The 13,323-nt window shown below is 72.9% G+C and carries 12 protein-coding genes and 1 pseudogene; 7 read left to right on the top strand and 6 right to left on the bottom strand.

Features of this window, described 5'->3' with window-relative positions; all coding sequences use genetic code 11:
- Positions 1-83: pseudogene (locus ACFUJR_RS28260) on the top strand (transposase); the annotation flags it as partial.
- Between the two features lie 116 nt (positions 84-199).
- On the opposite strand, the gene ACFUJR_RS28255 reads toward ACFUJR_RS28260, so the two are convergent.
- The 3 genes from ACFUJR_RS28255 to ACFUJR_RS28245 are packed head-to-tail and all read right to left on the bottom strand — an operon-like array spanning position 200 to position 3,822.
- Entirely contained in the window at positions 200-2,365 is a 2,166-nt protein-coding gene (locus tag ACFUJR_RS28255; protein ID WP_383170934.1) for an ATP-binding protein, read from the bottom strand.
- A gap of 38 nt (positions 2,366-2,403) precedes the next feature.
- Positions 2,404-3,312 (bottom strand): BTAD domain-containing putative transcriptional regulator, encoded by a 909-nt coding sequence (locus ACFUJR_RS28250; RefSeq protein ID WP_383170931.1) that lies wholly within the window; start codon positions 3,310-3,312, stop codon positions 2,404-2,406.
- Between the two features lie 45 nt (positions 3,313-3,357).
- Complete coding sequence (locus ACFUJR_RS28245) at positions 3,358-3,822, bottom strand: M15 family metallopeptidase (RefSeq protein WP_383170928.1); 465 nt, start codon at positions 3,820-3,822, stop codon at positions 3,358-3,360.
- A gap of 372 nt (positions 3,823-4,194) precedes the next feature.
- On the opposite strand from ACFUJR_RS28245, the gene ACFUJR_RS28240 reads away from it, so the two are divergent.
- Both ACFUJR_RS28240 and ACFUJR_RS28235 read left to right on the top strand, forming a co-directional pair.
- Positions 4,195-6,489: an alpha-N-acetylglucosaminidase gene (locus ACFUJR_RS28240; RefSeq protein WP_383170926.1), complete on the top strand. Its 2,295-nt coding sequence runs from the start codon at positions 4,195-4,197 to the stop codon at positions 6,487-6,489.
- 128 nt (positions 6,490-6,617) lie between these two features.
- On the top strand, positions 6,618-7,037 hold the full coding sequence (locus tag ACFUJR_RS28235; RefSeq protein WP_383170923.1) for a Rieske (2Fe-2S) protein: 420 nt from the start codon (positions 6,618-6,620) through the stop codon (positions 7,035-7,037).
- On the opposite strand, the gene ACFUJR_RS28230 is transcribed toward ACFUJR_RS28235, so the two are convergent.
- Positions 7,024-7,683 carry a cysteine hydrolase gene (locus tag ACFUJR_RS28230; RefSeq protein ID WP_383170920.1) on the bottom strand — a complete coding sequence of 220 codons (660 nt, stop codon included), beginning with the start codon at positions 7,681-7,683 and terminating at the stop codon, positions 7,024-7,026. The two genes, ACFUJR_RS28235 and ACFUJR_RS28230, sit on opposite strands and share 14 nt — an antisense overlap.
- A gap of 123 nt (positions 7,684-7,806) precedes the next feature.
- On the opposite strand from ACFUJR_RS28230, the gene ACFUJR_RS28225 reads away from it, so the two are divergent.
- Positions 7,807-8,265, top strand: coding sequence for a pyridoxamine 5'-phosphate oxidase family protein (locus ACFUJR_RS28225; RefSeq protein WP_383170917.1), 459 nt, complete (start codon positions 7,807-7,809; stop codon positions 8,263-8,265).
- Positions 8,266-8,403: 138 nt separating this feature from the next.
- On the opposite strand, the gene ACFUJR_RS28220 is transcribed toward ACFUJR_RS28225, so the two are convergent.
- Positions 8,404-9,309 carry a LysR substrate-binding domain-containing protein gene (locus tag ACFUJR_RS28220; protein ID WP_383170914.1) on the bottom strand — a complete coding sequence of 302 codons (906 nt, stop codon included), beginning with the start codon at positions 9,307-9,309 and terminating at the stop codon, positions 8,404-8,406.
- Between the two features lie 74 nt (positions 9,310-9,383).
- Between ACFUJR_RS28220 and ACFUJR_RS28215 the strand changes: the two genes are divergently transcribed.
- The gene (locus ACFUJR_RS28215) at positions 9,384-10,409 is read left to right on the top strand and encodes a DMT family transporter (RefSeq protein WP_383170912.1); all 1,026 of its coding nucleotides are present in this window, start codon (positions 9,384-9,386) and stop codon (positions 10,407-10,409) included.
- 209 nt (positions 10,410-10,618) lie between these two features.
- Here ACFUJR_RS28215 and ACFUJR_RS28210 read toward each other — a convergent pair whose 3' ends face one another.
- On the bottom strand, positions 10,619-11,950 hold the full coding sequence (locus ACFUJR_RS28210) for an aminotransferase class I/II-fold pyridoxal phosphate-dependent enzyme (RefSeq protein WP_383170909.1): 1,332 nt from the start codon (positions 11,948-11,950) through the stop codon (positions 10,619-10,621).
- Between the two features lie 35 nt (positions 11,951-11,985).
- Between ACFUJR_RS28210 and ACFUJR_RS28205 the strand changes: the two genes are divergently transcribed.
- Both ACFUJR_RS28205 and ACFUJR_RS28200 read left to right on the top strand, forming a co-directional pair.
- Positions 11,986-12,651: a pyridoxamine 5'-phosphate oxidase family protein gene (locus ACFUJR_RS28205; RefSeq protein ID WP_383170907.1), complete on the top strand. Its 666-nt coding sequence runs from the start codon at positions 11,986-11,988 to the stop codon at positions 12,649-12,651.
- 9 nt (positions 12,652-12,660) lie between these two features.
- The gene (locus ACFUJR_RS28200; protein ID WP_383170904.1) at positions 12,661-13,302 is read left to right on the top strand and encodes an FMN-binding negative transcriptional regulator; all 642 of its coding nucleotides are present in this window, start codon (positions 12,661-12,663) and stop codon (positions 13,300-13,302) included.
- Positions 13,303-13,323 lie beyond the last annotated feature (21 nt).

The raw sequence follows: 13,323 nt of genomic DNA, 5'->3' as shown, positions 1-13,323 counted from the left end.
TCCGCCGCTACATCATCTGGCGAAACCGCCACGCCGACGACCGGCACCTACGCGCCGTCGTCGACAGGGCGAACGTTGCCTGATGCGGCACTAGCAGGGAGGTGAGGGCGGTGGTGACTCGTCTGAGCGGAGTACGCATGGGTGGCGTCCTTCTCGGTAGAGCGGCTGCTTCTTGCCGAGAAGGCTCCACGCCGTCGCTTCAACTCCGCTTCAACGCTCCTGCAGGCGCCTTTACAGCGGCGCTGACCTCCGCGTACTCCCGCGCGCCGTGCTCCTTGAAGACCACCAGCGCGTTCGTCCTGGCCGCCACGGCCGCCTCGGCCTCACCGCGCGCCCGGTACACCTGGGACAGGTCGTACTCCGTGCGTGCCCGCCAGAGCGGGGTGTCCATGGCGTCCCACATGGACATGGCCGCGTCCAGACAGCTCTGGGCCAGATCGAGGCGCTCGTCGGCCAGATGGAGCTGGCCGATGACCCGCAGCGTGACCGCCTGGCCGAAGCGGTCGTGGCAGGTGCGCGTCGTGTCCAGGGCCGCTTCGAGCCGGGGCAGCGCCTCGGCCCGGTGCCCGAGCCGCATCATGGCCTTGGCATGGGCACGGACCGCGTAGGAGTGCAGGAACTCGTCGCCGAGTTCGGCGAAGATCTCCGCCGATTCGGCCGAGAGCCCCAGCGCGGCCTCGTAGTCGCCCACGGCCCGGTGGTAGAGCCCCAGGGAGCGCAGGGTCAGCGCCAGACCCCGGCGGCTGCCCCCGCTCCGGAAGGCTTCGAGTGCCGCGTCGAGGTCGGCGCGCACCGCGCCGTACTCTCCCTGCTCGAGCCGCACCGACGCCCTGGTCCGCAGGACGTGCCCGACTCCGCGGTGGTCATCGAGGGCGTGCAGCAGCGTCGCGGCCTGGTCGAGGAAGTGGATCGCCTCGGCCAGACGCCCGGGCTCGCGGCATGCCGTTCCGAGCCCGGCCAGGGCGAAGGCCTGCCCCCGTACGTCGTGCAGGGCCCGGAACTTGCCGAGCGCCTCGCCGAACAGACATCGGGAGTCAGTGAACCGGTCCTGGTCGTAGCGGAGTTGAGCCAGCTCCGCCAGCATGGCGGCCTCCCGGCGCTGGTCACCCATCCGCTGCGCGGCCGCGAGCGCGGCGCTGGTGATCCGGGCTCTGAACGCGAAGTGGTTGGTCCGCAGTTCCACCGCGTTGTACGCCGAGACCAGGTCGCACACCAGGTGGTCGAGGCCGATCGGGGCGGCGCGTTCGACGGCCACGGCCAGCACGGCCTGGTCGCCGTCGAACCAGCCGAAGGCGTCCCCGAGGACGAGCTCGCGCAGGACGCGTTCGCCGAGCTCGTCCGGCGGCGTGCCCGGGGCCTGGCCGGAAGCGGGACGCCAGGTGATCTGGGGTGACGGGCTGCTCGCGGCGATCCGGTGCAGCAGATCGATCCAGCCCCGGAAGACGCACGCGACCGCCTCGACCAGCTCGTAGCCGGATTCGACGACTTCGGCCTGCTCGCGGGCGAAGAGCCGTACCAGGTCGTGGAGGCGGTAGCGCAGGATACCCGTCCGGTCGACCCCCGCGAAGGTGACGAGCTGGGTGTCCACGAGCTGCTCGAGCAGGTTCTGCGCCTCCGCCTCCGGGATGTCGAGCAGTCGGCCCACGACCCAGGGGGAGAACTCCGGGAGGCCGAAGAAACCCATACGCCCCAGGGCGGTTCTGGGCAGCTTTTCCAGGGCGTGGAAGCTGAGCCCGATCGTGCTGCGCACCGCGAGGTCGCCCACGGCCAGTTCGTCGAGCAGGCGGCGCTCGTCGGCCAGCCGTGCGGCGAGGACGTTCAGCGGCAGCCGGCTCCGGGTGGCGAGCCGCGCGCCCGCGATCCGGATCGCCAGCGGCAGATTGCCGCAGGCGGCAAGGATACCAGCGGCGGCCTCGGGTTCCGCCTCGGTCCGCTGCTGTCCGACGATCCTGGTGAGCAGCTCCAGCGCCTCGGCCGGCGCCAGCACGTCCAGTTCGGTCAGCCGGGCTCCGGCGAGTCCACCGAGGCGGTCGCGCGAGGTGATGAGCACGGTGCAGCCGGGGCCGCCGGGGAGCAGCGGGCGGACCTGCCGCTCGTCGGCGGCGTCGTCGAGCACGATCAGCAGGCGACGGCCGGCGAGCAGGGTGCGGTAGAGCTCCACGCGTTCCTGCAGGCTGTCGGGGAGTCGCTCGGCGTCCACACCGAGGGAGCGCAGAAAGCGCCCCAGGACGTCGGCGGGGTTCGCGGGGCTGTCCGCGAGCCCGCGGAGTTCGGCGTGCAGCTGTCCGTCCGGGAAGGCGGCGGCAACGTGGTGGGCCGCGTGTGCGGCGAGCGCCGACTTGCCGCTGCCCCCGGGGCCTGCCACCACATGGAGGGAGGCCGGGCCTTCGGTGAGCGCGTGGGTCAGCGTGGCCAGTTCCTCCGCACGGCCGGTGAAGTCGGCGGGTGCGCCTGGAGGGGCTGGAGGAGGTGGAGTAACGGGAGCGGGTGCTTGGTGTGGTGTGCTGCCTGGTCCGGCTGCGGTGGGCCGGGGGGCTGAGCCGCCCGGAGCGCCCCTCCCGCGGGCGACCCGTCGCCGTCGCCGCGCAGGATGGCGTCGTGCAGTGCGCTGAGCTCCTGGCCGGGTTCGACGCCCAGTTCCTCGACGAGCGTGGCCCGCCCCTCCCGGTAGCAGGCCAGCGCGTCGGCCTGACGTCCCAGCCGGTACAGGGTCACCATCAGCTGCCCGCGCAGCCGCTCGTTGGCCGGGTACCGTGCCACGATCCCGGTCAGTTCGGCGAGGTGGTCGAGTCTCCCCCGCGCCAGCTCGACGGCGAAGCGTTCCTCCAGGGCCGTGAGCCGCAGCTCGTCGAGCCTCCCCGCCTCGCCGGCCAGGAGCGCCCCTTCCAGGCCCGAGAGGGCGGGCCCCCGCCACAGCGCGGCCGCGTCGAGCAGCAGGCCGGCCGCCGGGGCGAGTTCCCGGGCCCCGGCATGCCGCTTCGCCTCGGCCAGCAGTCCGGCGAAGACCGTGGCGTCGACCGTGACCGCTTCCGGCCGGATCGCGTAGCCCGGCGCCCGGGTGGCGATCACCGCGGGGTGACCGGCGGCGGCGAAGGACCGGCGCAGAGTCGACACGTACGTCTGGATCAGCGCGCGGGCGCTGTCGGGAGGATCGTGCGGCCAGACGACGTCGACGAGGCGCTCGGTGGAGATCACATGGCCGTGCTCCAGCGCCAGTGCCGCCAGCAGCGCGCGCGGCTTGCCCCCGCCCAGCGCGATCGGCCCGTCGTCGGCATGGACCTCGACCGGACCGAGCAGTCTGATCTGTAGCACGTTGACCCCCACAACGCCGCCGGTACGACTGTCTGTCGCGGCAGGTCACCCGGAGCGGCGGCCCAGCGGTCGAGCCGGGCCGTAGCCGGCGGACCGCGCCCCCCTCACCCAGGCCCAGTAGCCGTCACCGTAGGACCAATGCCACCACGCGGCAGGGTAGTTGATGAAACCTGCCCTGGTCATCGCGTTCCTCAGGTGTCGGCGATTCTCCGCCGCGACGGGGTCCACGTCAGGTGCCGCCGTGTGGCGACGCGGCGACCGTGTGTCCAGGGGGGCGGACCCCATCCACAGCGCGGCACCCTCTACGGTGCACAGCGTGAGGTCGGCGGCGGCGCCGGAGGCGTGCGGGGCGTCAGCGGGGTCCGCCTGGTGCCCGCGGATCACGAGGAGGCGCAGCCCGGCCGGAAGGAGGGTCTGTGCCATGACCAGTCGGTCGACGACGCCGAGCCGCAGCCGTGCCGGGGCATCCTCCGGGCCGGCCGGTTGCCGGTCGAGGCGCAGCGCGTCCACGCCGCGCAGATCGATCAGGGGCTCTCCGCACTCCCGTACCTCGATCGCCGCGACCCGTGGATCGGACAGCGGTACGGTATCCAGCCTTCAGCCCTCCGCGGTGCACACTGGCCACCCGCCTCGTCGACGGTGGCCGGACCCTGGTCCGAGCGGAGCATCCTCCCCTCCGCTTCAGAATTCCTTCAAGAGCGGGCCGACGTCCGCTCCGGGGCGTCGCAGCCGTCGCCGGAGCCCGAGGGCCGGAGGCGGGCCCGTTGTCTGCACCCGCACGGATGAGCGCCGTCCCTTCCTCGGCTCCGCCTGCGTCGCCGGACCCGCCCGTCGTCGGACAGTGGAGGGACCATGCGTCAACCACTCCGAGCAGGGAGCCAGATGGGTAGCCGCCCGGTCCTCCGACGTCTCAGGACCCTCGCCGCCGTGGCGCTGGCCACGGCGACCGTGCTGGCACTTCCGGGCGCGGCCGCCTCGGCCGCGCAGGACACCGGCCCACCGCACACCCGCACCGCCCCGCCCCACCCTCTCGTCCCCACGACCCCACCCCGCAGCGTGACCCACACCGCCGCCCCCGCCTTCGACCCCGCGCCCGCACGGGCGAGCCTGGAGCGCCTGCTGCCCTCCCGGGCCTCGCAGTTCAGCCTGGTTCCGGTCGCCCGTACCGCCTCCGGCGACCGGTTCTCCGTCTCCGGCGTGCCGGGCGCGATCCGGGTGCGGGGCACGTCCCCGGCCACACTGCTCACCGGCGTCGGCTGGTATCTGGAGCATGTCGCCGGTGTCGACATCGGCTGGCCGGGCGACAGCCTCGGCCGGCTGCCCGCCACGCTTCCCGCGGTCGACGGCGAGGTCACGCGCGCGGCGAGCGTGCCCCATCGCTACGCCCTGAACGACACCGACGAGGGCTACTCCGGTCCGTACCGCGACTTCGCCTCCTACCAGCGCGACATCGACCTGCTCGCGCTGCACGGGGTGAACGAGGTCTTCGTACCGACGGGAGCGGAGTACACGTACTACCGCGCGCTCCAGGACTTCGGTTACAGCGAGGCGGAGTTGCGCGCGTGGATCCCCGGCCCGGCGCATCAGGGCTGGTGGCTGCTGCAGAACCTGTCGGGGTTCGCGGGCCCGGTCTCCCGGCAGCTCGTCGAGGCCCGTGCCGCCCTGGGCCGGCGGATCGCGGACCGGCTGCGTTCCCTGGGGATGACACCCGTCCTGCCGGGCTTCTTCGGCACGGTTCCGCCGGGCTTCGCCGACCGCAACCAGGGCGCCGTCACGGTGCCGCAGGGCACCTGGATCGGGTTCGAACGCCCGGATTGGCTGGATCCGACGGGTCCGGTCTTCGACCGGCTCGCCGCCGTCTACTACCAGGTCCAGCGAAGGACGTTCGGCGACACCGACATGTTCAAGATGGACCTGCTGCACGAGGGCGGCACCCCGGGCTCCGTGGACGTCCCCGGCGCGGCGGGTGCCGTCCAGCGTGCGCTGGAGAGCGCACACCCCGGTGCCACCTGGGTGATGCTCGGCTGGCAGCGCAACCCCTCACCGGCCGTCCTGAGCGGGGTGGACCGCAGTCGGGTGCTCATCGTCGACGGGCTCTCGGACCGCTACGACAACCTGGACCGGGAGGCGCAGTGGGGCGGAACGCCGTGCGCCTTCGGCACGATCCCCAACTTCGGCGGCCACACGGGCGTCGGTGCCAACACCGCCGCGTGGACCGACCGCTTCCACGCGTGGCTGGCCAAGCCCGGCAGCGCGCTGCGCGGCATCGCGTATCTGCCGGAGTCCACCGGCGGCAGCCCCGCGGCCTTCGAGCTGTTCACCGAACTCGCGTGGCAACCGGGTCCGATCGACCGGGCGGCCTGGTTCGCCGCGTACGCCTCCCGCCGCTACGGCGGTGCGGATCCGCACGCGGCCGCAGCGTGGGAGCAGTTGCGTCTCGGCCCGTACGGCATGCCGTCGGGCGCCTGGAGCGAGCCGCAGGACAGCCTGTTCACGGCGCGGCCGAGCCTGACGGCGACCCGCGCGGCGCGCTGGAGTCCCACGGCGATGCGTTACGACGCGACGAGGGTGGAGCGTGCGCTCGCGGAGCTGCTCCAGGTGGCTCCGGAACTGCGGATGACGGACGCGTACCGCTTCGACCTCGTCGATGTCGCCCGACAGGCGCTGACCAACCGGAGCCGGGTACTTCTCCCCCGGATCAGGACGGCGTACGAAGCGAGGGATCTGGCGGCCTTCCGAGGGCTGGCCGCGGAGTGGAAGGCGGACGAGGAGCTGCTCGGCCGGCTGGTCGGCTCCGATCCGCGCTTCCTGGTCGGAAAGTGGATCGCCGCCGCGCGGTCCTGGGGGGCGGACGCCGCAGAGCGCGACCGGCTGGAGTACGACGCCCGCTCGATCCTGACGACCTGGGGCGACCGTGTGCCGAGCGAGAGCGGCCTGCGCGACTACGCCAACCGCGAGTGGTCGGGGCTGATCCAGGATCTCTACGCCCCGCGCTGGGCCGCGTACTTCGCACATCTCGACCGCGCCCTGGTGAACGGTACGGCTCCGGCCGCCGTCGACTGGTTCGCGGTGGACGACGCCTGGGCGCGCGGTCACGCCTCCTACCCCACCCGACCGGAGGGCGATCCGGTGGCGCTGGCGGGCGAGGTCCTGGCGGCACTGCGTTCGGGTTCGTAACGGGTTCGTGGCGGGTACGTAGCGGATTCCCAGCAGGTTCGTGGCGCGTTGAACCTTTCGGCGTTCCCGCTCGTACTCACCCCTACCAAGTGATCGCATCGGTGTGATCGGAACGCAAGGGGAGTGCGATGAGTGGAGTAGCACGTCGGACGGTCGTCTCGGCGGCGGGCGGTATGGGCCTGGTGGCCGCCCTCACCGCCTGTGGCGCCTCGGACAGTTCGTCGTCGGGCGGCGGCTCGGGTGACGCCCCGAAGGAGGCGGGGTCGCCGCTCGCGAAGACCGCGGACATCCCGGTGGGCGGCGGCAAGGTCATCGACGGTCAGGGCGTGGTGATCACCCAGCCGAAGGCAGGCGAGTTCAAGGCCTTCTCGTCGAAGTGCACCCACCAGGGCTGCGCCGTCAGCGGGGTCGCCGACGGGGTCATCACCTGCCCGTGCCACCAGAGCATGTTCGACGCCTCGGACGGCACCGTGAAGGGTGGCCCGGCCACCTCCCCGCTGCCGCCGACGCCGATCAAGGTGGACGGGGACTCGATCACGCTCGCGTGACGCGCCGCGGGCTCTTCCAGCAGCGCAGCACCTCCTCGGTGGTGGCGACGGTGGAGACGAGCGCGAGCGTGTGACGGATCATCGCGGGGGTGTAGTCGGCCGGCACCCCCGCGATGGCGTCACCGGGCACGACGACGGTGTAGCCGAGGTTGACCGCGTCGAAGACGGCGTTGGGGATCGCCACGTTGGCCGAGACCCCGGTGACGACGAGGGTGCGGCAGCCGAGATTGCGCAGCAGCGGGTCGACGTCGGTACCGGCGACGGGCGAGAGCCCGTGCAGCCGTCGTACGACGATGTCCTGGTCGGCGACCTCGATGGGTTCGGCGATCCGTACCGCCGCGCTGCCGCGGTGCTGCTGCACGGGCAGCCGGGCCGCGGCGCGGAAGAGCCGGGCGTTGCTGTTGGCGCCGCGCCCGTCGGGCCTGCGCTCGGCGACGGCGTGCATCACCTGCACATCCGCCTCGTGGGCGGCCGCGACGAGCCGGGCGACGTTGGCCAGCACGCCCGACGCACGTGCGGCCGTGGCGAGTTCGGGCAGGGCGCTCTCCTCGCCGACGACTCCCTGCTGGCACTCGACGGTGAGCAGCACCGTGCCGGACGGTTCGAGCTGCTCCTGGAGCTGATCCCCCTGTGACGTGCTGGTCATGGTCTCCCCTGTCCGCATCGCCGTGCCGTACTCCGGGCGGGCGAGGCTAGCCACCCTTGCCCCAGGAGGGAAGAGCCCCCATGATTTCTGACATTCCATCAGACCTTTGGAAAGGGGCGGACGATGGCCGTCGCGCAGCGCCGTGGACGCCGGATCATGATGACCCCGGCCGAGCTGGACACCTTCCTCACCGAGCAGCGCACCTGCCGGGTCGCGACCGTCTCCGCGGACGGCCGTCCCCATGTCGGCGCGCTCTGGTTCGCCTGGGACAGGACCTCGCTCTGGCTCTACTCCCTCACCCGCAGCCGCCGTTGGACGGAGCTGCGTGGTGACCCGCGCATCGCGGTGGTCGTCGACGACGGAGAGGAGTACGGGGAGCTGCGCGGCGTGGAACTGTCGGGCAGCGCGGTCTTCGTCGGCGAGGCACCGCGGACCGGGGAGCCGTGCCCCGAACTCGACGTGCCGGAACGGCTCTTCGCCGCCAAGAACTTCGGCATGGACGCGATGCCGCACGACGGCCGGCACGCCTGGCTGAAGCTGACTCCGGACGCCGTCGTGTCCTGGGACTTCCGCAAGATCTAGCCCTCACCGAACGCACGAGCCGCACGCGGGACCAGACCCCGGCACCTCGTCAGCTGCTCATCGGCGCCCCAGCACCTCGTCAGCTGCTCAACGCACTCCGGCACCTCGTCAGCTGCTCAACGGCGCCCAGGCGCCCCGTCAGCTGCTCAACGGCGCCCCGATCTCCCGCAGCGCCTCGACCACCGCCCTGATGGACGGCCGGCGGTCGGCGTCGCTGCGCCAGGTCGCGTAGATGTGCCGCTTCACCTTCTGCCGGACGGGCACCAGCACCACCCCGCCGGGGGTCGGGCCGCGACCGAGGCGCGGGGTGACGCACACCCCGAGCCCGGCGGCGATCAGCGCGAGCTGGGTGTGGTGCTCCCCGGCGAGATGGGCGATGCGCGGCTCCATGCCCTGCGACCGCAGGGTGAACATCAGCCAGTCGTGGCAGAACTCGCCCTCGGGCCAGGAGACCCAGTCCTCGCCACCGAAGTCGACGAGATCCACCTCGTCCCTTGCTGCCAGCGGATGACCGGCGGGTACGGCGACGTCGGCCGCGTCGTCGAGCAGGTGGGCACGCTCGAGACCGCCCGGCACCGGGGCTTTCTTGTTGCTCCAGTCCAGGACGATCGCGAGGTCGGCATCGCCCCGCAGCACCTCGCGGATGCCCTGCTCCGGCTCCAGCTCGGTGGTCCTCACCCGGAGGTCGGGATGGGCGGTGCGGAGCGAGGCGAGGGCTCCGGGCAGCAGCCCGCGCGCCGCCGTCGGGAAGGCCGCGATCCGCACCTCGCCGACGACCTGGCCGCGCTGCGCCTCGATGTCCGACTGGGCGAGCTCCACCTGCGACAGGATGCGCGCCGCGTGCTGGGCGAGCAGCAGACCGGCGTCGGTGAGGCGTACGCCCCTGCCGTTCTTGGCGAGCAGTTGCTGGCCGATCTCACGCTCCAGCTTCGACAGCTGCTGCGACACGGCGGAGGTCGTGACATGCAGGCCGTCGGCCGCTCCGCTGACCGAGCCGTGCCGGGCGACGGCGTCCAGGGTCCGAAGGCGCTCCAGGTTCAACATGTAAGCAATCCTAAGCGAAGACCTTCATCCATTCTCGCTTGTCCTAAGACATGGGAGCGGTCACTCTGAGGGGCATGAGCACCGCGACCTCCCCCGCCGCCCGCCGCCCACGTCTGGTCGACTGGCGGATCCGCTTCGGCGTACTGGCCCTGATCTGGGGCTTCAGCTTTCTCTTCATCAAGGTCGGCACGGCGGGGTTCGCGCCTTTCCAGGTGACCTTCGGCCGGCTGCTGTTCGGTACGGCGGTGCTGGCCGTCGCGATGGCGGTCAAGCGGGAGCGGCTGCCGCGCGGCCGGCGCACATGGCTCCATCTGACGGTGGCCGCGTTCCTCCTGAACGCGCTGCCGTTCTCCCTCTTCTCGTACGCCGAGCTGACCATCCCCTCGACGCTGGCGGGCATCTGCAACGCCACGACGCCCCTGTGGGGCATGGTGCTCTCCCTGGTCGCGCTCTCCGAGGACCGGCCGACGCGGGTGCGCGCGGCCGGCCTCGGCATCGGATTCGTCGGGGTCCTGACCGTGCTCGGCGCCTGGCAGGGCTTCTCCGGGCTCGACGTCACGGGCACGGCGCTGGCGCTGCTGGCCTCCTTCAGCTACGCGGTCGGCTGGATCTACGTGCGCCGTACGCTGGCCGGCAACGGGGCGTCGAACCTCTCGCTCGCCGGCACCCAGGTCGGTATCGCGACGCTGCAACTGGCGGTGGTCACGCCGATGTTCACCTCGCTCCCGTCGTCGGTCGAGATCGTCCCGCTGCTCGCCGTCATCGCGCTGGGCGCACTGGGCACGGGGTACGCGATGCTGCTGCAGTACGGACTCGTGGCCGAGGTCGGCCCGACGACGGCGGCGATGGTCACGTACTTCATCCCGGTGATCGCCACGGCGGCAGGCGTCGCCGTCCTGGACGAACACCTCGGCTGGAACACCCCGGTCGGCGCGGTCGTCGTCCTCGCGGGCGCGGCCCTGACCCAGCGTCGAGGCCCGTCGAGAGGGCCGCGGGGCACGATCCGGGCGACGGCGACGCCTGCCACGTCACCGACGGCATCGCAGGTCGCCTCCCCGGCGACACCTCCGCCGAACCACCACCCGGCGGGCCGCCCGTAGCGACGCCGGAACGCGCCGACACCGCGACGCCGGAACGCGCCGACACCGCGACGCCGGAACGGGCGGGACACCGCAACGCCGGAACGGGCCGGGCGCCCCTGGGCAACGGCCGAGGAGATCCGGACGAGGAGCCGCACTCCGACCCGGGGACGCCCGTAGGCCACAGCCGAGCAAGGAGCCGGCCCCAGGGCGCCCCACCGCACCACCCCTCAGCCGTAGCTCCGCGCCGGTGCCGGGTCCGACGCGAGGGCGAGGGCGTCGGCCAGGGGCTCGATGTCCCGTGGCGTCAGGTCGGAGACGGTGACCCGGACGGCCGGGCCCGCCGTCATCCGGAAGCGGGCTCCGGGGGCGACCGCCCAGCCCGCGCCCAGCAGTCGGGTCACCGCACCCGTCTCGTCGGAGACCGGCACCCAGACGTTCATCCCGCTCCGCCCGTGCGCCTCGACGCCGCGCCGCTTCAAGGCCCGTACCAGCGCGTCACGCCGCTCCGCGTACGCGGTGGCGACGGCCGCCGGGTCCACGGCGCCCGTCATCCACAGGTGCGCGACCGTGCGCTGGAGGAGTCGGCTGACCCAGCCGGGCCCGAGCCGCTGGCGCCCGAGGACCCGGTCGACGGTCTCGGCGTCGCCGGTCAGGGCCGCGATCCGCAGGTCGGGGCCGTACGCCTTGGCGACGGAGCGTACGAAGGCCCAGTGGCGGGTCACCCCGGCCAGCGGGTGCAGCGGCAGGTCGACGATGCCGTGACCGTGGTCGTCCTCGACGAGCAGCACGTCCGGGTGGTCCGCCAGGACGCGGCGCAGGGCGGCGGCCCGGTCCGCGCCGACGGCCGCGCCGGTCGGGTTCTGCGCTCGGTCGGTGATGATGACCGCCCGTACGCCGTCCCGCAGCGCCCCCGCCACCGCGGCCGGCAGCGGCCCCTCGTCGTCGACGGCCATCGGCACCGGCCGCAGCCCGAGCGCCGGCACGAGGTCGAGCAGACTGCCCCACCCCGGGTCCTCGACGGCGACGGCGTCGCCTGCCCTGAGATGGACCGCGAGCACACGCTCGATCGCGTCGAGCGACCCCGAGGTGACGGCGATCGGTCCCTCGGGGACCCCGTCCGCGTCCAGCGCCGCGCGGGCGAGCCGTGTGAACCCCTCGTCGACGGGGGCCTCCCCGTACATACCGGGCCGCTCGGCCGCCCGCCGCGCCGCCTCGGCGAGCGCCGCGCCGAGCGAGGGCAGCAGGCCCGGGTCGGGGTTGCCCTTACTGACGTCCCGCACACCGGCCGGAGCCTCGACCCGGATCGAGCCGCGGGCCGTCGTGGCAGGCCTCGGCCGCACCCGGCTGCCGCGCCGCCCGTCCGTCTCGATGACCCCGCGCTCCCGCAGGGTCCGGTACGCGGCCGCGACCGTGTTCGGGTTCACCCCGAGCGTGAGCGCCAACTCACGCATGGGAGGGAGCAGTTGCCCCGGCTCCAGCGCTCCCGTACCGACCCCGCGTTCGATGCCGGCGGCGATCTCCGATGCACGGCGACCTTCGATCCGATACTCTCCTAGCACAAAAGACATTATGCACTAGTGCAATGGAGAGGGCAATGACGGATCATTACGAGCCGACCGAGCGGACCATCCCCACCCGCTCCCGCGACCGCGCCTCCTACGACCGCGCGTTGGTGCACTCGATACTCGACGAGGCGTACGTCTGCCACCTCGGCTTCGTCCGCGACGGAGCCCCGGTCGTGCTGCCGACGCTCTACGGCCGGATCGGCGATCGGCTCTACGTCCACGGCTCCACCGACTCGCGCCCGCTGCGCATGGCGGGGCGCCCGGGCGCCGAGGTTCCCGGACTGCCCGTCTGCCTCACCGTGACCCACGTCGACGGTCTGGTCCTGGCCAAGTCGGCGTTCCACCACTCGATCAACTACCGCTCGGTCGTGGTCCACGGCACCGCCCACCAGGTCACCGATCCCGAGGAGCTGCGCACCGCGCTCGACGCCCTGGTCGACCACGTCGTCCCGGGCCGCGCCGACGACTCGCGCCGGGCCAACGCCAGGGAGCTGGCCGCGACCGCCGTCATCCGTCTCGACCTCGACGAGGTCTCCGCGAAGGTTCGCACGGGCGGCCCGAACGACGAGCCGGAGGACGCGGCCCTCCCCCACTGGTCCGGTGTGATCCCCGTACGCAGGGCCTACGACACCCCGGTTCCGGCGGAGGACCTCGATCCGTCCGTCGCCCTGCCCGACTACCTCGCCGCCGTCTGAGGCTGCGCCATGCTGATCCATCCCTGGGACGCCGCCCACGACTCGGCCGAGTGGCGCGACTGGCTGACCCGCCACGACTTCGGCCAGCTCGCCGTCAACGGACTGGCGGGCGAGCCGCCGTGGGTGCAGCCGATGCACTTCCGGTACGACTCCGAGCCCGGCCCGCACGGGCGGGTGCTCGCCCATCTCGCCCGCCCCAACCCGCTCTGGCCCGCCCTGGAGGCGAACCCGACGGTCCTGCTGAGTGTGGTCGACGACTACGCCTTCGTCCCCGGCCCGTGGGCGCACCCGGAGGGCGCCCCGCCCGAGCACGGGACCCCCACCTCCGTCTACGCCGCCGTCCAGCTGCGCTGCACGGCGCACGTGATCGACGACCCGGCGGAGAAGGCCCGGCTCCTCGACCGTCAGGTCGCCCACTTCCAGCCGGAGGGCGGCACCGCCCCGGTCACGGTCGGCGAGGCCCCCTTCGGCCGCCTCCTGTCGGGGCTTCGGGTGCTGCGCCTCGACGTGACCGAGGTCCGGGCGAAGTTCAAGTACGCGAACCACAAGCCGGAACCGGTCCAGGAACGCATCGTCGAGGGCCTGACGGCCCGGGCGGGACGCGGAGACCACGAGGCGGCGGCGCACCACCTGCGCCGCAGAGGGGCCTAGCTTGATCCTTGACCTGTGCGG

The sequence above is a fragment of the Streptomyces sp. NPDC057271 genome (assembly GCF_042668715.1).
In the GTDB taxonomy this organism is placed as follows: domain Bacteria; phylum Actinomycetota; class Actinomycetes; order Streptomycetales; family Streptomycetaceae; genus Streptomyces.
Note: the sequence above shows the minus strand (reverse complement) of the source record. Positions and strands in the feature narration are given on the sequence as shown.

Excerpts from the sequence above, each read along its gene's own strand:
- ACFUJR_RS28215 (WP_383170912.1), top strand. The coding sequence starts at position 9,384 with ATGAGCACCGCGACCTCCCCCGCCGCCCGCCGCCCACGTCTGGTCGAC.
- ACFUJR_RS28235 (WP_383170923.1), top strand. The coding sequence starts at position 6,618 with ATGAGTGGAGTAGCACGTCGGACGGTCGTCTCGGCGGCGGGCGGTATG.
- ACFUJR_RS28205 (WP_383170907.1), top strand. The coding sequence starts at position 11,986 with ATGACGGATCATTACGAGCCGACCGAGCGGACCATCCCCACCCGCTCC.
- ACFUJR_RS28220 (WP_383170914.1), bottom strand. The coding sequence starts at position 9,309 with ATGTTGAACCTGGAGCGCCTTCGGACCCTGGACGCCGTCGCCCGGCAC.
- ACFUJR_RS28230 (WP_383170920.1), bottom strand. The coding sequence starts at position 7,683 with ATGACCAGCACGTCACAGGGGGATCAGCTCCAGGAGCAGCTCGAACCG.
- ACFUJR_RS28240 (WP_383170926.1), top strand. The coding sequence starts at position 4,195 with ATGGGTAGCCGCCCGGTCCTCCGACGTCTCAGGACCCTCGCCGCCGTG.
- ACFUJR_RS28225 (WP_383170917.1), top strand. The coding sequence starts at position 7,807 with ATGGCCGTCGCGCAGCGCCGTGGACGCCGGATCATGATGACCCCGGCC.
- ACFUJR_RS28200 (WP_383170904.1), top strand. The coding sequence starts at position 12,661 with ATGCTGATCCATCCCTGGGACGCCGCCCACGACTCGGCCGAGTGGCGC.